Below are 17,760 nucleotides of genomic sequence, written 5' to 3' on the forward strand. Positions count from 1 at the left end.
GACCCCTCTGCGCGCGGGGCATACATGGGCCCATGACGCACAAGCGCAGTGCCGGACTGCTCCTGTTCCGCCGAACGGGTGAGGCTTCGCCCCCCGCGGTCGAGGTCCTGCTCGGCCACATGGGCGGCCCGCTCTGGTCCGGGCGGGACGCCGGGGGCTGGGGCATCCCGAAGGGCGAGTACGAACCGGACGAGACGCCGCGGGACGCGGCCCGCCGGGAGTTCACCGAGGAGATCGGGCTGCCGCCGCCGGACGGCCCGTACCTGCCGCTCGGCGAAGTGCGGCTGACCAGCGGAAAGCTGGTGACCATCTGGGCGGTGGAGGCGGACCTCGACCCGGCGCTGATGGTGCCCGGGACCTTCACCATGGAATGGCCGCCGCACTCGGGGACCGAACAGGAGTTTCCCGAACTCGACCGGGTGGCGTGGTTCGCCCCGGCGGCGGCCCGCGAGAAGCTGATCTCCTCTCAGATCCCTTTCCTGGAACGCCTGTTGGAGACGCTGAAGGGCTGAGACGCCTCGGCTTGCCAGCGGGCCCACCTGCGTGCACATTGCACCCATGACGAACGTCGTGCTGGTGGGAACCCTGGACACCAAGGGTATGGAGTACGGCTGGCTGCGCGAAAGGCTGCTGCGCGCCGGCGTCGAAGTGGTACTGGTCGACACGGGGGTGATGGGCGGGCCCCGGGTGCCCGCAGACGTGCCGCGCGAGGCGGTCGCCCGGGCCGCCGGAACGGAACTGTCGGAACTGCGTGAGGCCGCCGACCGGGGCGCGGCCGTCACCACGATGGCCCGGGGCGCGGAGGCGACCCTCTTACGCCTGCACGCCGAAGGCCGGCTGCACGGGGTCCTCGCGATCGGCGGCAGCGGCGGCACCTCCATCGCCACCCGGGCGATGCGCGCCCTGCCGCTGGGCGTACCCAAACTGATGGTCTCGTCCATGGCCTCCGGCGATGTCACACCGTACGTGGGCTCCTCGGACATCACGATGATGTACAGCGTCGTGGACATCGCGGGGATCAACAGCGTCTCGGCGCCCGTCCTGGCCAACGCGGTGGAGGCGATCGCCGGGATGGCCAAGGCCTTCGCCCGCGCCTCCGGGGACCTGCCCCGCCCGCCCCGGCTGGGCGCGGGCGACCGCCCGCTGGTCGCGGCGAGCATGGCGGGCGTGACCACGATCGGCGTGGACGCGGCCCGCGAGCGGCTGACCGAACTGGGCTACGAGGTACTGGTCTTCCACGTCAGCGGCTCCGGCGGCCGCACTCTGGAGACGCTGGCGGGCCAGGGCGTCTTCGCGGGCGTCCTCGACCTCACCCTCAGCGAGCTCGCCGACGACCTGTGCGGCGGCATCCTCACCGCGGGCCCCGACCGGCTCAGCGCGGCCGGACGGGCCGGGATTCCGCAGGTGGTGAGCCTGGGGGCGCTGGACATGGTCAAGTTCGGCCCGCTGGAGACCCTGCCCGAGCGGGTCCGCCACCGCCGGGTCCGCGTCCACAACCCGTCCATCACGGTGATCCGTACGACCGAGGACGAGTGCGCGGAGCTCGGGCGGCGGGTCGCCGGCAAACTCCGCGCGGCGACCGGGCCCACCGCCGTCTGCGTCCCCTTGCGCGGACTGTCCACGCTCGGCGCACCGGGCGGCCCGTACCACGACCCCGCCGCGGACGGGGCCCTGTTCGCGGCGCTGCGCAACGGTCTGCGGGGCAGCGCCGCCGTCCTGCACGACTACGACACCCACATCAACGACCCGGCGTTCGGCCGTTCGGCGGCCGACCGACTTCATGCGATGATCTGCGCGCAGCGGGCCGCCGCCTGACACACCCCGAACGGCTGGGAACCAGCCACGGCGGAAACCGTGTCCCTGGGGGTGGCCGGTCGGCGGACGACCCGGCTGCGGAACCTGGGGGCACGGGGACGTCATGGACGGGGGCAGACGATGAAGAGCGCGTGGGCGGTGCCCGGTTACGCGGAGGTCCGCGAGCTGGGCTCGGGCGCAAGCGGTCGCGTGGTACTCGCCGTCCATCAGGCGACGGGCACGGCGGTCGCGGTGAAGTACCTCAGCGACCGGCTCCGCGAGGACCCCGCGTTCGTGGGGGAGTTCCGGGCGGAGGCCCGGCTCCTCGGCGCTCTCGACTCGCTGTACGTGGTGCGGCTGTACGAGTACGTGGAGGCGCCGGGCGGCGCCGCCATCGTGATGGAACTGGTCGACGGGATCTCCCTGCGCGCCCTGCTCAAGCAGTCCGGGCAGACCGGTCCCGAGGCCGCGCTCGTGGTGCTGAAGGGCTCCCTGCTGGGCCTGGCCGACGCGCACCGCGCGGGCGTCGTCCACCGCGACTACAAGCCGGAGAACGTCCTGGTCGCGGCGGACGGGTCCTCACGTCTCGTGGACTTCGGGATCGCGGCGAACCGCGGCAGCACGCCCGGTGTGGCCGGAACCCCCGCGTACATGGCGCCCGAGCAGTGGCAGGGCCGGCCGGCGTCGCCCGCGGCCGATGTGTACGCGGCGACCGCGACCTTCTTCGAGTGCCTGACCGGGCGCAAGCCGTACGACGGGGAGAACTTCGCGGAGCTCGCCGTCCAGCACATCGAGGCGCCGGTGCCGGAGACCGAGGCCCCCGAGCCGGTCCGCCCGCTGATCCGGCGGGGCCTGGCCAAGGCCCCGGAGCAGCGGCCCGAGAACGCGGAGGCGTTCGTCGCGGAGCTGGAGGACGTGGCGCAGGCGGCCTACGGGCCGGACTGGGAGGAGCGCGGCCAGCGCAGGCTGGCGGCGCTGGCCGCCCTGCTGCCGCTGCTGTTCCCCTCCTCGGGCGCTCCGGCCTCGGGGACCACGGCTCTGGCGTCGACCACCCTGAAGCCGCCGGCGGGCAGCTGGCTGCCGGGCCGGCGCGGCGCCGTGGCCGCAGGTGTGGCCCTGGTGCTCGGGGCGATGATCGTGTTCGCGGCGCAGGCGGCCGGTGAGCAGCTGGGCGGGTCCGCGGCGGTGACCGCGTTCGCGACGACCGGCCCGGCTCCGGGCGGCGGCCTCCCGACGCCCGCGCCGGGCACTTCGGCTTCGGCTTCGGCTTCGGCTACGCCGTCGCCGTCGCCCTCGCCGTCCGCATCGCCCTCCGCTTCCGCCTCGCCGTCCGCTTCCGCCTCCCCGTCGCCTTCGGCCGGTCCGGGCTCCTCACCGACGGCCTCGCCGACGGGGATCGGCCCGACGGCCGCGCCGCCGACCACCCAGCCGCCGACGGCACCGCCGACCACGAGGCCGACGGTGGTGGTCGGGGCGATCAAGGTGGACCTGCGGCAGGCGGACTTCACGGTGGGCGAGGTGAGCATCTCGATCGACGCGAAGGGCACCGCTCCCGTCTCGGTCACCGTGGAGTGGTTCAGCGGCAACCAGTCCGGCGTGCTCGGCGCGGCGGACGGCCGCGCGGACACCCTGACCTACCAGCCGGGCGGCGGGACGCTCGTCAGGAGGCACACCTTCTCCGGCCAGGGCTGCTACTGGGGCGTGCGCGTCACCACCAAGCCGGCCGCCGGCAACGGCTCCCAGACCGACCAGGTATGGCTTTCGAGGTGTCAGATCCGATGAGCGACGACGACTACAGCGCCACCGTCCTCGGCAGCCACTGGTTCAGTGGTCCTCCCCAGCCGCAGGAGGCCGTGCCCGACCGGGTCGAGGGGTCCGTCCTGCGGTTCGGGCCCGGCGTGACGGCGTCGATGCCCGCGCCGTTCCCGGTGACCGCCCCGCCGGCGCCGGCGCGCCGCGGATCCGGCGGATGGCGGCGGTACACCCTCGCCGCGGTCGTGCTGATCGCGGTCCTCGCGTACCTCGGGTGGCAGCGCTTCGGGCCCGCCATCGAGGTCCGGGAGGTGGCCGTGACCACCGACCCCCAGGGCCCGGCCTGCGATGCGGCGGCCGACGTGGTGGCCGTCGTACGGACCAACGGGCGCCCCGGGACCCTCACCTACCGGTGGATGCGCAACGACGGCACGCGGTCCGAGCGACTGACCGAGCGGGTGCCGCGCGGGCAGCAGGAGGCCCGGCTGCACCTGCTGTGGACCTTCCAGGGCTCGGGAACCTACCCCGCGAAGGCCGAGCTGGAAATCCTGTCGCCCGGGCAGCGCACGGCCGCGGTGGAGTTCACGTACAGCTGTTCCCGGTAGCGGGCCGGGGGGTTCGGCCCCTGCTCGTCCCGGCCTTTCGGGCAGGGCTGCCGTGGCCGTCCCGCACGGATGCCACATCCGCGCGGGAGGCCCGCGGCCGCTTTGGGAGTGGCCGCGGGCCCCTTCACGTCCGGCCGGCTCGGCCGTCCCGTCCCCCGCCGCAACCGGGGAACGGAGTCCTAGAAGCGGGCGTGGGCGGTGATGTCCGCCTCGAACTCGCCCGTCATCGCCGGGGTCACCGTCGGCCGGCACTGCCGGACCGCCGCCAGGTAGTCCTCCGTGGTCGCACCGAGCTGCGCGGCCGCCGCGCCCCGCGCGCCCACCGCCTCCAGGTCCCGCTCGAAGGACACCTGCGCCGCGATCCGCGCCGCGTGCTCGATGTCGGCCGGGGTGAACAGCTCGGTGGCCGCCACCAGCGCGGCCACGTCGACGTCCGCGCGGCCCTCCGTGTAGCGGGACCAGATCGCGGCGCGGGCTCCGGCGTCAGGGGTGCCGATCGGGATCAGGTAGTCGAACCGCCCGGGACGCAGGAAGGCCGGGTCGAGGGAGCGGATGGAGTTGGTGGCGCAGACCAGCAGCCGCTCGCCGCCCTCACGGAACCCCGGTATCAGCTTGAGGAGCTCGTTCGTCACCCCGTGGATCCCGCCGGGCTGCGCGGGCTCGGTGCGCACGGGCGCGATCTCCTCGACCTCGTCGATGAAGACGAGGACCCGTTCCAGCTCGGCGATCCGGGCGAAGGCGTCGCGCAGCGCGGCGGCCAGGTTGCCCTCGTCGGCGAGCCGGGAGGGCAGCAGTTCCACGAAGGGCCAGCCGAGCCGGGAGGCGATGGCCCGGGCGAAGGTGGTCTTGCCGGTGCCGGGCGGCCCGAAGAGGGTGATGGCGCGGGGCGGCCGCACGCCGTGCGCGGCGGCCCGCTCCGGTTCGGCGAGCGGCAGCACCACGCGCCGTTCGATGAGGTCCTTCTCCCGCTCCATGCCGGCGACCTTGGCCCACAGGTCGTTGGGCAGGAAGCGGCCGCCGAGATCGTCGAGCAGGCCGGCGGCCGGTCCGTGCAGCGGCTCCGTCTTCTCGAAGTAGGCGACGGCGGGCTGACGGGTGTATCCGGCGTTGAGCAGCCCTTCGCCGAGCAGGTCCTCCTCGGGCAGGACGTACGCGATCCGGCCGACGCGGGCCGCGATGAGCCGCCGCTCCAGCTCGACGAGCAGGGCGCTGGCCAGGCCTCGGCCGCGCCATCCCGCGGCGATCGCGATGCGCATCACCCAGGCGCGCTCCCCGGTGACGCAGGCGAGGGCCGCGCCGATCGGGACGCCCTGGTGGACGGCGACCACGCAGGGCTGCCGGCCGGTGAGGGCGCTGATGCACTCGGCGAGCGAGAAGACCGACTCCTGGCCGAGTTCGGCCGTGGTGTCGATCAGGTGGACCACCGCTGCGAGATCGCTCTCGCGGTAGTCGTGGATGAGCCAGTTCACCGGGTACCGCCCCTCGTTCGTGCTCCTGCGGCGAGGCTAGGGGCGGCAGGGCCGGACGATCACGCTCCGTCGTGCACAACAGGCGGTCCGGAAACCGTCCGTGTCGTCCATAGACTGGTGCCTTCCGCCCGAACGCCAGACCGAGGAACCCAGCACCTTCATGCTTTGCCACATACCCGCGGCCCGACGCGGGCTTCTCCTATGGCTCCTCCCGTTCCTGTGGACCCTGGCGTTCGGTCTGTGGGGGCTCTCCCGACAGGACAGCGTGTGGCGGGACGAAGCGGCGACCTGGCAGGTGGCCGGACGGCCGGCGGGCGAGATCTGGCACATGCTCGGCAACGTCGACGCCGTGCACGGCCTGTACTACCTGCTGATGCACGGCCTGTTCGAGGCCTTCGGGGCGAGCACGACGACCCTTCGGCTGCCCTCCGTGCTGGCGGTCGCCGCCGCCGCGGCGTGCGTGGCGCTGATGGGGCGGCGCCTGGCCGGGTTCTGGGCGGGGCTGGCCGGCGGACTCGCCCTCGGGCTGCTGCCGGCCGTGCAGTTCTACCTCCAGGAGGGCCGGCCGTACGCGCTGGTCGCGGCCGGGGCCGGGCTGTCGACCCTGCTGCTGGTGTCGCTCCTGGACACCGGGCCGCGGCGGCGGGCCTGGCCGCGCTGGACGGCGTACGGGATCACCGTGCTGGTCTGCGCCCTGCTGAACTGGCTCTCGCTGCTGATCCTGCCCGCCCACGCCGTGACGCTGTGGTGGGTGCGGGCCGGGCGCGGGGTGTGGCTGCGCTGGGCGGCGTACGGAGCGGGCGCGGTGGCGGGGGCGCTGCCGCTGATCCTGTTCAGCCGGGGGCAGTCCGACCAGGTGTCGTGGATACCGCCGCTGACCTGGCACATGCTGATCGGGCCGGGCATCCTCCTGGCGGCCGGCGGCCTCTGCGCACGGGCGGACCGGCCCCGCCGGGCGCGGCTGTCGGCGGCGGCGGTAGGGCTGCCCCTGCTGGCGGTGCCCCAACTGGGGCTGATCGGCATCTCACTGGTCCAGCCGCTGTTCCTGGACCGGTACGTGCTGTTCTCCATGCTGGGTCTGGCGCTGCTGATCGGCGCCGCGCTGGGCGCCGCCGTACGGTCCTGCGCGCCCCGCTTCCCCAGGGCCCGCCACCTGCTCGTGCCGGGCGTGGTGGGTGTCTCGGCGCTGGCCCTGCTGCCGGTGGAGCTGGGCAAGCGCGCTCCGGCGAGCCGGGTCGACGACGTCCTGGCGGTGGCCGGGGAGGTGGCACGGCTGAAGCGGGACGGGGACGCGGTGCTGTTCGTCCCGGCCGCGCGCCGGGACACCGCGCTGGTCTCCCCCGCAGCCTTCACGGGCCTGGCCGACATCGCCCTGGCGAGGACCCCCGTCGCCTCGGGCACCCTCAAGGGCGAGGAGGCCGGTCCGGCCGGGATCTCCGCGGCGCTGCTCGGGCAGCGGCGGGTGCTGCTGGTGACGGACGCGGCGAAGGTCGCGAAGGCGCCGTCGGCGGAGCGCGACAAAGCGAAGGCCGCCGTCCTGCGGGAGCGGTTCACGGTGGTGGAGGACCGGCAGGTCCGGGGCCGCCGGGTGACCGTGTACGAGCGCCTCGGGTAGGGCTCGTCCGGGCAGGACACGCCCGCAGATGCGTCCGTCACACGTACTGCACAGGATTCACAGCGGATTCATACGGAATACCGGGCTCCGGACATAGGTTCGCCGGGCAGGGTCGAAGCATGATCCACCGCATGCTCCCCCGACCCCGCGCAGTCCGCCGAACCCGTGCCCGGCAGGCGTCCCGGATCCTGGCGGCGCTGGCCACGATGGCCGCGCTGACCAGTGTGGACGTGCCCGACGCGGCGGCCGGGCCGCCGCTCGGCAGCACCGCGCGGGCCGCGGCGGACGCCGCGGCGGCCCGGGTGGGGGCGCTCTTCGCGGGCGGGCTCGACGGCGGGCACTTCTGCACCGCCGCGGTGGTGCGGAGCGAGGAGCGCGACGTGATCGCCACCGCCGCGCACTGCCTGGAGGACCCGGGCACCACCGTGTTCGCGCCGGGCTACCGGGACGGCGAGGCCCCGTACGGCACGTGGAAGCTCACGGGCGTGTACCTGGCCCCGGGCTGGACGGCCGGCGAGGACCCGGACGACGACATCGCCTTCGCGACGGTGGCCCCGGCGGACGGCGCCCCGTCCGAGCCGGTCGAGGACCTCGTCGGCGGCTTCCCGGTCGCCGCGGAGCAGCCGGCCGGTGCCACGGTGACCGTCATCGGGTACCCGAGCAGCGAGGAGGCCCCGCTGCGCTGCGCCAACACCACCGCACTGTTCTCGCCGACCCAGCGCCGCATCGAGTGCCCGGACCTCAGCGGCGGCACCAGCGGCAGCCCCTGGCTGGTGGACGGCGCCCTGGCCGGGGTCCTCGGCGGCTACGAGGGCGGCGGCACCGTGCCGGAGGTCTCGTACAGCGCACTGATGGGCGACCGGGCGGTGGAGCTCTACCGAGAGGCCTCGGCCGCCGGCTGACACCGCCGGGCGCCGGGCCTGCGGTACTCCGTGCCCGCGCTACTCCGTGATCGCGGCCTCGCCGGGGACCGCGACCGGGGCCTCGAACCAGGTCGGCTCGTCGCGCAGGGCGCGGTGGATGCGGTCCAGGGCGAAGGGGTCCAGGGGCGGCAGGGCGTCCACCTCGAACCAGGCCACCTCCAGCGACTCGCTGTCGTTCGCGCGCGCCTCGCCGCCGGTCGCCCGGCAGCGGAAGGTGATGTCCTGGAACTGGCAGACGTCGCCGTTGGGGTAGGTGATGGGCGCGAGCATCTGCACGAGGACCACCCGCTCGGGCACGCACCGCACCGCGGTCTCCTCGTACACCTCGCGCACGGCGGTCTCCGCGGGCTGCTCCCCCGGTTCGGCGATGCCGCCGACCACGGACCAGCGCCCGGTGTCGGAGCGCCGGCCGAGCAGCACCCGGCCCCGGTCGTCGACGACGATGGCCGTGACGCCGGGCAGCAGGAGCAGCCGGTGACCGGCGGTGGCGCGAATCTCGCGGATGAAATCGGGTGTGGTCATCCCCCGACCCTACGACCCCGCCCGGTGCGCTACGCCACGGCCCGGCGGGCGCGGATCCGGCGGCTCAGGGTCCAGCCGAAACCGGCGGCGGCGAGGGCGAGCAGCGCGTACTCGGGCAGCGGTCCGAGCCGGGTCGCCGGGGTCTCGGTGGAGCGCAGCGGGATCTCGGTGACCAGCGCGTCCGCCGTGAACATCTCCGTCTGGCGCACGATGGCCCCGTCGGGGCGGATCACCGCGCTCACCCCGCTGGTGACCGGTACGAGGACGGTCCGGCTGTGCTCGACGGCGCGGATCCGGTCCATGGCGAGCTGCTGGTAGGTCATCTGACTGCGGCCGAAGGTGGCGTTGTTGCTGGGTACGGCGATCACCTGGGCGCCGTCCCGGACGGTGGAGCGGACGGCGTCGTCGAAGGCGGCCTCGAAGCAGGTGACCATGCCGACGCCGCTGCCGGCCATGTCGAACACGCCGGGGTCCTTGCCGGGGCCGAAGTCGCGCCGCACCCGGTCCACGTCGGAGCTGAAGAGCCGGACGACGGAGCGCATGGGGATGCGCTCGCCGAAGGGCTGGATCTTGCGCTTGTCGTAGGTGGCGGTGGGGCCGCTCACCGGGTCCCAGAGGATCATCGTGTTGCGCAGCGGACCGGTCTGCGGGGACACGACGGCGCCGACGGCCACGGGCACGCCGATCGCCTTGACGGCCTTGTCGATGACCTCGTAGGCGTCGGGCTGGGAGTAGGGGTCGAGGTCGGAGGAGTTCTCCGGCCAGACCACGAAGTCGGGCTTCGGGACGCGGCCCGCCTTGACGTCCTCGGCGAGCTGTTCGGTGCGCTGGGCGTGGTTGTCCAGGACCTGGCGGCGCTGGGCGTTGAAGTCGAGGCCCATGCGCGGCACGTTGCCCTGGATCACGGCGGCCACGGCGGTGCCGTCCTCGGCGGCGTCGGAGACCAGCGGACGGGCGGCGAGACCCGCGCCGATGGGGGCGGCGACGGTGAGGGCGGCCAGCGCGGCGGTGGCCCGGCGCGGGTGGTCCAGGGCGGTGCGCAGGACTTCGTACAGCCCGAATCCGCAGAGTGCGACGGCGAAGGAGAGCAGCGGGGTGCCGCCGAGCGCGGCGAGCGGGGTGAAGACGCCGTCGGCCTGGCCGAAGGCCAGCTTGCCCCAGGGGAATCCGCCGAAGGGGAGGCGGGCGCGCAGTGCCTCGCCCGCGACCCAGACGGCGGCGGCGAACAGCGGCCAGGCCGGGAGCCGGCTCACGAGGGCGATACCGAGCCCGGTGAGGCCGATGAAGACGGCTTCGAGGGCCGCCAGCGCCAGCCAGGGCACGGGGCCGACCTCCTCGCCGGTCCAGACGAGCAGCGGCAGCAGGTAGCCGAGGCCGGCGAGGAGCCCCAGTCCGAAGCCGGCCCGGGCCCGGCTGCCGCGCAGACAGCCGGCGAGCAGTGCGAGGGCGAGGGGGGCCAGCCACCACAGCGGGCGGGGCGGGAAGCTGAGGTAGAGCAGCACTCCGGCGAGGGCGGCGAGCAGGGCACGCACCAGCCCGGCGCCCTTCCGCTTCGCGGCGGCCGGGCGTGCGCCGGGTCGTTCGGCGGGGGGCGCCGCGGGCTCCGTGGCGGCTGCTGCCCGGGCTGCGACGGAGGGGTCCGCGGGCTCGTTCCCGGCCGCGCGGGTGACACTGCTGCTCATCTGGCGGAGTGTACGTCCTGTACGTCCGGATCAGCGGGCGAGGGCCCGCAGGTGGGCGCGGATGATCCGGACGGCGTTCTCGGCGTCGTCGACGGTGACCGTGAAGAGCTTCCCGTCGTCGAGCTTCAGTTCCACTCCCTCGCCGCGGCGGACGATGACCGCGGTGCCCTTCTCGGGGCGCCAGCGGTAGCCCCAGCCGCCCCATTGCTGCGGGGTGATCCGGGGGACGAACTCGGCGGACGTGACCTGTGCCAGGCGGATCTTGCGGCGCGGCAGTCCGATGTGGCCGCAGCGGACCTCGAGGGCCTCGGAGTCCACGGTGACGGCCACGTGCACGAAGGCGAGGGTGCCGTAGAGGATGAGCAGACCGGCGGCGAGGCAGCCGACCACGGACATGAGCAGCGGGACGATGCCGTTGGTCCAGGCGTTGTCGACGGCGAGCTGGATGCCCAGCGCCACACAGCCCGCACCGGCCGCTGCGAGCAGCCACTGCGCACGGTTGGAGGCCCGGCCCGTCCACAGCGGACCCGGGGGGTGACCGGTCATGAGTAGCAGCGTACTCACCTTCCGCATGCGCGCCACCGCCTCTCGCCCGGTCGATGTACCGCGCGCCTGCCCGTGCTCGACCTGAACCAAACTTGAGGTCTTACGGTCCCGTCCGCCCCCTCGGCGCTCGGCGGGGCCTCGGCGGCCGTGCACGTCGCAGTCCCCTAACCCGGGAGGAGGCTCACCAGCGCGTCGCGCAGGCCGGGGCGGCGGGCGGTCATGAAGCGGTGCAGGGTCCGGGAGCCGAAGGCGACGCGCTGGGCGCTGCGGCGGCGCTCGGCGTCGTACGCGCGCAGGGCGGCGGGCAGCGCGCCCGGTCCGGCCCCGGCGACGGCCCGGGCGAGGGCCTCGGCGTCGAGCAGGGCGGTGCAGGCGCCCTGGCCGAGGTTGGGGGTCATGGCGTGGGCGGCGTCGCCGACGAGGGCCACCCGGCCGGCCGCGACGAAGGCGGGCAGCGCCGGGTGGAGGTGGCGCATCTCGTACCGGATCCAGGTCGCGGGGTCGGTCTCCGCGAGGACCCGCGGGATGGGATCGTGCCAGCCCGCGAAGGCGCCCCGCAGCGCATCGGCGGTGGCGGCCTCGGGGAAGGCGGCGTCGGGGACGGTGGCGTACCAGTTGGTGCGGCCGGGCTCGACGGGCGTCATCCCGAAGAAGCGGCCGTCGCCCCAGGTCTCGCCGTACACGCCGGTCTCGAATCCGGCGATGCCGATCCAGGCGACGGAGCCGATCGGGCGGGGGCCGCTGGTCCGGCCGAAGTACGCCGTACGGACCGCGCTGTTGATGCCGTCGGCGCCGACGACGAGGTCGGCCCCGAGGCCGGCCGGGTCGGCGAGGCGCTGCCCGTAGACGATCTCCGCACCGCCGGTCCGGTCGAGCGCGGCGAGCAGTGCGTCGATCAGGCGCGGCCGGGATATGAGCAGTTCGGGCCGGCCCGCCTTGCGTTCGATCCGTTCGAGCGGGAGGGCGGCCAGCACCGTGCCGTCGGGGCGCCGGATCCGCGCCTCGCGGTAGGGGACGGCGTGCGCGCGCAGCGCCCCGCCGAGGCCGAGCCGTTCGAGCGCGGTCTGGGCGGTGGGGTGGATGCCGAAGGCGGTTCCGTAGCGTTCGAGCGCGGTCCGCCCTTCCAGCACGGTCACGGCCCAGCCCGCGCGCCGCAGGCCGATGGCGGTCGCGAGCCCGCCGACGCCCGCCCCCACCACGACGGCCCTGTTCTCGCTGCCCATGGCCGACTCCTCATGCCTCATTGCCGCTTGGACCCCGACCACCACGGCCGTGGTACTACATCTGTGGTACCACGGCCGTGGTTATGCTGGCAAGGTGAATCAGGACCGGAGGGACCGGCTGCGGGACGCGGCCGTCGCCGTACTGGCGGACGCGGGCGGGCGCGGGCTGACGCACCGGGCCGTCGACGCGGCCGCCGCCGTGCCGACGGGCACGGCCAAGAACTACTTCCCGAGCCGCGACGCGCTGCTGCGGGCCGTGGCCGAGCGCTGCCTGGAGCAGTACCGGGCGCTGGCCGCCGCCCTGGCGGGGGCGGGGCCCGGACCGGCCGACGCCCAGGAACTGGCGGCGCTGCTCTCGGGGCTGCTGCGGGACGCGGCCGGACCGGGCCGGGCCCGGGTGCTCGCCTATCTGGAGCTCCAGACCGAGGCGACGCGGCGGCCGTGGCTGGCCGGGCTGCTGGACCCCATCGGGGCCTCGGACTTCGCGGCGTACGCGTACCTGCTGCGCGCCGCCGGGCTGCCGGCCGGCCCGGAGCACGTCCGCGCGCTCACCCTCGCCCTGCACGGCGCCCTTCCGCATCTGCTGGCCGGCGCCCCGGACACCCTGGCGGCCGCCGGGCTTGACGATCTCGACGCGTTCACGCGCGGCCTGCTGGCCGCCATCTGCCCCGAGGAGACACGATGATCACCCGGCTCGACCGCGCCGTGGGCGCCGTACTCGGCTCGGCGGCGGGCGACGCGCTGGGCGCACCGTACGAGTTCGGCCCGCCCGGGCAGTTCACCGCGCGGGGCGAGGAGATGCGCGGGGGAGGCGGCTGGGACCCGGGCGAGGCCACGGACGACACGCAGATGGCGGTCCTGGTCGGCGAGTCCCTGCTGGACCGCGGCGGCCTCGAACTCCCGGACGTCTTCCGCCGGTTCCAGCGCTGGGCGGCGGGGCAGCCCAAGGACATCGGGCTCCAGACCGAGGACGTACTGACCAACGGCGGGTCCTGGGATCTCGCCGCGGCGCTGCACTTCCAGGTCAACGCCCGTGCGGCGGGCAACGGTTCGCTGATGCGGGCGGCCACCTCGGCGGTGTACTTCGCGGGGGCCGGGCGCGAGGGGACCATGGACGCCGCCCGGCGGATCGCGGCGCTGACCCACGGCGACCGGGCCGCCTGGGAAGGCACGGCCGTCCTGCACGAGCTGGTCCGGGTGGCCCTGGAGGGCGCCGACCCGCTGGCGGCCCTCCCCGCGACGCTCGGCGCGGTCCATCCCGACCACCGCGCGCGCTACGCGGTGGTACTGGACCGGGCGTGGCACCCCGGCCTGGCCACGGAGTTCAACGGGGCGGTCTGGCCGTGCCTCGGCTCGGCGGTATGGGCACTGCGTACGACCACCGGCTTCGCGGAGGCGGTGCGGGCCGCCGTGGACCTGGGCGGCGACACCGACACGGTGGCCGCGGTGACGGGCGCCCTGGCCGGTGCGGTGTACGGGGACCAGGCCGTCCCCGACCACTGGACCACGGCCCTGCACGTCCCGCTGCCCGGCTCCGCAGACCGCGTCCTGCGCGCGGCCGACCTGCGCGCCCTGGCCCGCGACCTCGCGGCGGCGGGCCCGGCGTAGGCCCGGTCGGGGCCGGAGTCAGCCGACGACGGCGTCCCGGCCCGCCAGCAGGCGGCCTTCCGCGTACCCGAGGGCGGCAGCCGGGAGCGCACCGAGGCGGCCGCTGCGCAGGACGGTCAGGCCGCCGGTGGCGGGCAGGTCCGGCTCGGGCCGTGCGCCGATGCGGCGCAGCGCCTGAACGGCGACGGGCTCGGCGGATCCGTGGAAGACCAGCTCGGCGCCCTGCGTCCGCTCGGCCAGGGCGGCCCGGATGGCGGTCTCGACGAGCTCGTAGTGCGTGCAGCCGAGCACCACGTCGGTGACGTCGGCCGGGGTCAGCGCGGCGGCCGCGGCGACGGCGGCCGTCACGGCGTCGTCGGCGGCGGTTTCGACGGCGTCGGCCAGACCGGGGCACGGCACCTCGGTGACCTGGACCCCGGCGGCGAACTCGCCGATCAGCCCGCGCTGGTACGGGCTGCCGGTGGTGGCGGGAGTGGCCCAGATGGCCACGCGCCCGCCGGCGGCCGCCGCGGGCTTGATCGCGGGCACGGTGCCGATGACCGGGATCCCGGGCTCCAGTTCCGCCCGCAGGGCCGGCAGGCTGTGCACGGAGGCGGTGTTGCAGGCCACGATCAGCGCGTCGGGCCGGTGCGCGGCGGCGGCCCGGGCGACATCGAGCGCCCGTCCCGTGAGGTCGGCGGGCGTGCGCGGACCCCAGGGCATGCCGTCGGGGTCGGAGGACAGCACCAGCTCCGCGTCCGGCCGCAGCCGACGCACCGCCGCGGCCGCCGCGAGAAGGCCGATTCCGGAGTCCATGAGCGCGATCTTCACCCGCCCACCTTAGTCGAAGCCCCCGCCGGCCCCGCCCCGCCGCCCGCTCCCGCACGATCCCCGCCGTGGCCCCCGCCCAACCCCCGCCCAGCGACGACCCTGCCCGGCGCCCCGCCACCAGCGACCCGACCCGCTCCCCTGCCGCCCCTCATCCAGCCCCGCCGGGCGCACCCGGCCCCGCCCCTCGAACACCGCCGACCCGGCCCCCGGCCCCGACGCCCCCGCAGGACCCCGAACCCCGGGCTGCGGGGACCCGCGCCCCCGGACCCCGAACCCCGCACGGCGGGACCCGCACAGCACCACCCCCGCCACGCGGAGCGGGACGCGCGACACGCCCCGCGGTGCCCGGCACACTGCCGCCATGGGCACCCTCACCGCCGCCGTCGCGGCCTACGCCTCCCTCGCCGCCTGGCTCTGGCTCACCCTCGCCCAGGGCATGTTCTGGCGCACCGACGTGCGGCTCCCGCCGCGCACCGCCCCCGCCCGCTGGCCGTCCGTCGCCGTGATCGTGCCGGCCCGGGACGAGGCGGAGGTGCTGCCCGCCAGCCTGCCCTCCCTCCTCGCCCAGGACTATCCCGGCGAGGCCGAGGTGATCCTGGTCGACGACGGCAGCACGGACGGGACCGGCGCCCTGGCCCAGCGCCTCGCCCGCGCGCACCCCGGGCTCCCGCTCACCGTCACATCCCCCGGCGACCCCGCCCCCGGCTGGACCGGCAAGCTCTGGGCCCTGCGCCACGGCATCGCGCTCGCCCGCACCGCGCACGCCACCGAGCCCGACTACCTGCTCCTCACCGACGCCGACATCGCGCACGAGCCCGACAGCCTGCGCGAACTGGTCTGCGCCGCGACCTCCGCCGACCTCGACCTCGTCTCCCAGATGGCCCGGCTGCGCGTCGTCGGCGTGTGGGAGCGCCTCGTCGTACCCGCCTTCGTGTACTTCTTCGCCCAGCTCTACCCCTTCCGCCGGATCAACCGGCCCGGCGCCCGCACCGCGGCGGCCGCCGGCGGCTGCGTCCTGCTGCGCACCGGGGCCGCCGTCCGCGCGGGCGTGCCCGACGCCATCCGGCAGGCCGTCATCGACGACGTGTCCCTCGCCCGCGCCGTCCAGCGCTCCGGCGGCCGGATCTGGCTCGGCCTGGCGGAGCGGGTCGACAGCGTGCGCCCGTACCCGGCGCTCGGGGACCTGTGGCGGATGGTCTCGCGCAGCGCCTACGCGCAGCTGCGCCATCAGCCGCTCCTGCTCGCCGGGACGGTCGCGGGCCTGGTGCTCGTGTACCTCGTGCCGCCGGCCGCCCTGCTGTTCGGGCTCGCGGCCGGACACGGCGCCACCGCGTGGGCCGGCGGCCTGGCCTGGCTGCTGATGGCGGGCACCTACCTGCCGATGCTGCGCTACTACCGGCAGCCCGCGGCGCTCGCTCCGCTCCTTCCGTTCACGGCCCTGCTCTACCTGCTGATGACCGTCGACTCGGCCGTGCAGCACTACCGGGGGCGCGGCGCGGCATGGAAGGGCCGAACCTATGCCCGCCCCAGCGATGCCTGAAACGGCGAACTGCTGCCCGAAACAACGTCATCCGAGGTCACCGGCTTGTGACGCTGCGTCAGCACCAAGTCGGTGCACTGCACAACCGGTGGTGACGAGTGTGAACAAGACGGGGCGGAAGTGGCGAATCGTGCACGTGAACGTGAAGTGAAACGTGGGGTCCTGACCTGCGAATATGCAGGTCAGGACGGTGTTGACGGCACCTCGCTATGGACCCCGTGAAGTCGTGGGCTTAACTTAGGTCCCATGACCTCCCCCCGCTCCACTTATGGCGGCGGTTACTACTCCGCGCCCTCCTTCCCGGACACCCCCATCTACGACTCCCTCGTCGCCGAACGCGGCACTCCGCAGATCGCCCCGATCCGCGTCCCGGCTGCCTACGAGTCCCCCAGCGCCGGGTATTCGAGCGGTGGGTACCTGCCGGCCCTCGCCTCCTCCCTGCCCGCGCTGCCCCCGGCCATGCCGCAACAGCAGGCCCCCGCGTACGGCTACCCGTACCAGCAGCAGGGCGCGCCGCAGCCGATGCCGCTGCAGCACGCGCCCGCGCCGTACATCCCGCAGCAGCAACAGGCCGCCCGCGGCGGATACGTGCCGCAGCCCCAGCCGCAGCAGCCCCGTCCGGTCGCCGCGGCCACCGGGTACGAGGCCATGCGTCCGGCCGCACCGCGCCCGATGCAGGCTCCGACGCCGGTGCCGGCCGCCGCGTACGAGGACCCGTACGGCCGTCCGTACCAGGGGCGCGGCTACTGACGGAGGCACGGATAACTGCTGGGGCGGTGCCGGGGGCGACTGGCAGGATGCTCCCATGTCGAACTTGTGTGTACAGGCGCTTCACGTCCATCCCGTCAAATCGGTAGCGGGGACCGCTCCCGACGAGGTGGCCGTGGAGCCCTGGGGCTTGTCCGGGGACCGGCGATGGGCGCTCGTCGACGCCGGGGGCACGGTCATCACCCAACGCCAGCAGCCGCGGCTGGCCTTGGCGGCGGCGCGTCCGGTGGCCGGGGGCGGGATCGCGGTGTCGGCGCCCGGTCTGCCGGAGCTGCTCGTGGAGGTGCCCGGACCGGGGCCGTTGGAGCCGGTCGTGCTGTTCGGGAAGAAGGTCGAGACCGTGGTCGCGGCGAGCGCCGCGGCCGACTGGTTCAGCGCGTACCTCGGGGCGCCGGCGCGCCTGGTACACCTGGACGATCCGGCCGTACGGCGGCCCGTGGACCCGGATTACGCACTGCCGGGCGAGACGGTGAGCCTGGCCGACGCGTACCCCCTGCTGATCACGACCCTGGCCTCGCTGGACGCGCTGAACGCGTTGATCGCGCAGGGGGACCATCCGGCGGAGGGCCCGCTGCCGATGAACCGCTTCCGACCCAACGTGGTGGTGGCGGGGGCCGAGGCGTGGGCGGAGGACGGCTGGCGGCGCATCGCGATAGGCGACGCCGTGTTTCGCGGGGTCCGGGAGTGCGGGCGCTGCGTCGTCACCACCACCGACCAGCGGACGGCGGAGCGGGGCAAGGAGCCGCTGAAGACCCTGGCCGCGCACCGGCAGATCGGCAAGTCCCTGGCCTTCGGGCGGCAGCTGGTGCCGGTGCGACTGGGCACGGTGCGCGTGGGCGACGAGGTCCACATCCTCGAATGACCCGTCCGGAATGACACCTTCGAGGGGCTCCGCCCCTCGAC

General features: G+C 75.0%; 17 protein-coding genes. 11 read left to right on the top strand and 6 right to left on the bottom strand.

Going from position 1 to position 17,760, the window contains the following annotated elements:
• Positions 1 to 32: 32 nt before the first annotated feature.
• From ACIPUC_RS09870 to ACIPUC_RS09885, 4 genes are all read left to right on the top strand, one after another.
• A complete protein-coding gene (locus tag ACIPUC_RS09870; RefSeq protein WP_446588189.1) occupies positions 33 to 512 on the top strand; it encodes an NUDIX domain-containing protein in 480 nt (159 codons plus the stop codon).
• A 46-nt stretch (positions 513 to 558) separates the two neighbouring features.
• The gene (locus ACIPUC_RS09875) at positions 559 to 1,815 is read left to right on the top strand and encodes a Tm-1-like ATP-binding domain-containing protein (RefSeq protein ID WP_446588191.1); all 1,257 of its coding nucleotides are present in this window, start codon (positions 559 to 561) and stop codon (positions 1,813 to 1,815) included.
• Positions 1,816 to 1,935: 120 nt separating this feature from the next.
• Positions 1,936 to 3,576 carry a serine/threonine-protein kinase gene (locus ACIPUC_RS09880; RefSeq protein ID WP_446588193.1) on the top strand — a complete coding sequence of 547 codons (1,641 nt, stop codon included), beginning with the start codon at positions 1,936 to 1,938 and terminating at the stop codon, positions 3,574 to 3,576.
• Positions 3,573 to 4,151: a hypothetical protein gene (locus ACIPUC_RS09885; protein WP_446588195.1), complete on the top strand. Its 579-nt coding sequence runs from the start codon at positions 3,573 to 3,575 to the stop codon at positions 4,149 to 4,151. Before ACIPUC_RS09880 ends, ACIPUC_RS09885 begins: the two co-directional genes overlap by 4 nt.
• Positions 4,152 to 4,330: 179 nt before the next feature.
• Here ACIPUC_RS09885 and ACIPUC_RS09890 read toward each other — a convergent pair whose 3' ends face one another.
• Positions 4,331 to 5,620, bottom strand: a complete 1,290-nt coding sequence (locus ACIPUC_RS09890) for an ATP-binding protein (RefSeq protein WP_446588197.1) — start codon at positions 5,618 to 5,620, stop codon at positions 4,331 to 4,333.
• A 160-nt stretch (positions 5,621 to 5,780) separates the two neighbouring features.
• Between ACIPUC_RS09890 and ACIPUC_RS09895 the strand changes: the two genes are divergently transcribed.
• Both ACIPUC_RS09895 and ACIPUC_RS09900 read left to right on the top strand, forming a co-directional pair.
• Positions 5,781 to 7,235: a glycosyltransferase family 39 protein gene (locus ACIPUC_RS09895; protein WP_446588199.1), complete on the top strand. Its 1,455-nt coding sequence runs from the start codon at positions 5,781 to 5,783 to the stop codon at positions 7,233 to 7,235.
• Between the two features lie 131 nt (positions 7,236 to 7,366).
• Positions 7,367 to 8,137, top strand: a complete 771-nt coding sequence (locus ACIPUC_RS09900; RefSeq protein ID WP_446588201.1) for a trypsin-like serine peptidase — start codon at positions 7,367 to 7,369, stop codon at positions 8,135 to 8,137.
• A gap of 39 nt (positions 8,138 to 8,176) precedes the next feature.
• Here ACIPUC_RS09900 and ACIPUC_RS09905 read toward each other — a convergent pair whose 3' ends face one another.
• The 4 genes from ACIPUC_RS09905 to ACIPUC_RS09920 all read right to left on the bottom strand — a co-directional run bounded on the left by ACIPUC_RS09905 (position 8,177) and on the right by ACIPUC_RS09920 (position 12,131).
• On the bottom strand, positions 8,177 to 8,680 hold the full coding sequence (locus tag ACIPUC_RS09905) for an NUDIX hydrolase (protein ID WP_446588203.1): 504 nt from the start codon (positions 8,678 to 8,680) through the stop codon (positions 8,177 to 8,179).
• A gap of 29 nt (positions 8,681 to 8,709) precedes the next feature.
• Complete coding sequence (gene lnt / locus ACIPUC_RS09910; protein ID WP_446588205.1) at positions 8,710 to 10,362, bottom strand: apolipoprotein N-acyltransferase; 1,653 nt, start codon at positions 10,360 to 10,362, stop codon at positions 8,710 to 8,712.
• A 30-nt stretch (positions 10,363 to 10,392) separates the two neighbouring features.
• Entirely contained in the window at positions 10,393 to 10,908 is a 516-nt protein-coding gene (locus tag ACIPUC_RS09915) for a hypothetical protein (RefSeq protein WP_446588207.1), read from the bottom strand.
• 164 nt (positions 10,909 to 11,072) lie between these two features.
• Entirely contained in the window at positions 11,073 to 12,131 is a 1,059-nt protein-coding gene (locus ACIPUC_RS09920; protein WP_446588209.1) for an FAD-dependent oxidoreductase, read from the bottom strand.
• A 94-nt stretch (positions 12,132 to 12,225) separates the two neighbouring features.
• On the opposite strand from ACIPUC_RS09920, the gene ACIPUC_RS09925 reads away from it, so the two are divergent.
• Both ACIPUC_RS09925 and ACIPUC_RS09930 read left to right on the top strand, forming a co-directional pair.
• Positions 12,226 to 12,816 (top strand): TetR/AcrR family transcriptional regulator, encoded by a 591-nt coding sequence (locus tag ACIPUC_RS09925; RefSeq protein WP_446588211.1) that lies wholly within the window; start codon positions 12,226 to 12,228, stop codon positions 12,814 to 12,816.
• Positions 12,813 to 13,739: an ADP-ribosylglycohydrolase family protein gene (locus tag ACIPUC_RS09930; RefSeq protein WP_446588213.1), complete on the top strand. Its 927-nt coding sequence runs from the start codon at positions 12,813 to 12,815 to the stop codon at positions 13,737 to 13,739. The genes ACIPUC_RS09925 and ACIPUC_RS09930 overlap by 4 nt, the downstream gene beginning before the upstream one ends.
• Positions 13,740 to 13,757: 18 nt before the next feature.
• On the opposite strand, the gene ACIPUC_RS09935 is transcribed toward ACIPUC_RS09930, so the two are convergent.
• Positions 13,758 to 14,549 carry a glutamate racemase gene (locus ACIPUC_RS09935; protein ID WP_446588215.1) on the bottom strand — a complete coding sequence of 264 codons (792 nt, stop codon included), beginning with the start codon at positions 14,547 to 14,549 and terminating at the stop codon, positions 13,758 to 13,760.
• 361 nt (positions 14,550 to 14,910) lie between these two features.
• Between ACIPUC_RS09935 and ACIPUC_RS09940 the strand changes: the two genes are divergently transcribed.
• The 3 genes from ACIPUC_RS09940 (at position 14,911) to ACIPUC_RS09950 (ending at position 17,719) form a co-directional block, all read left to right on the top strand.
• The gene (locus tag ACIPUC_RS09940; RefSeq protein ID WP_446588217.1) at positions 14,911 to 16,089 is read left to right on the top strand and encodes a glycosyltransferase; all 1,179 of its coding nucleotides are present in this window, start codon (positions 14,911 to 14,913) and stop codon (positions 16,087 to 16,089) included.
• Positions 16,090 to 16,335: 246 nt separating this feature from the next.
• Complete coding sequence (locus ACIPUC_RS09945; protein ID WP_446588219.1) at positions 16,336 to 16,839, top strand: DUF6643 family protein; 504 nt, start codon at positions 16,336 to 16,338, stop codon at positions 16,837 to 16,839.
• 55 nt (positions 16,840 to 16,894) lie between these two features.
• Positions 16,895 to 17,719 (top strand): MOSC domain-containing protein, encoded by an 825-nt coding sequence (locus tag ACIPUC_RS09950; RefSeq protein WP_446588221.1) that lies wholly within the window; start codon positions 16,895 to 16,897, stop codon positions 17,717 to 17,719.
• The last annotated feature ends 41 nt before the right edge of the window (positions 17,720 to 17,760 follow it).

It is taken from the genome of Streptomyces sp. LARHCF249, from assembly GCF_052871255.1.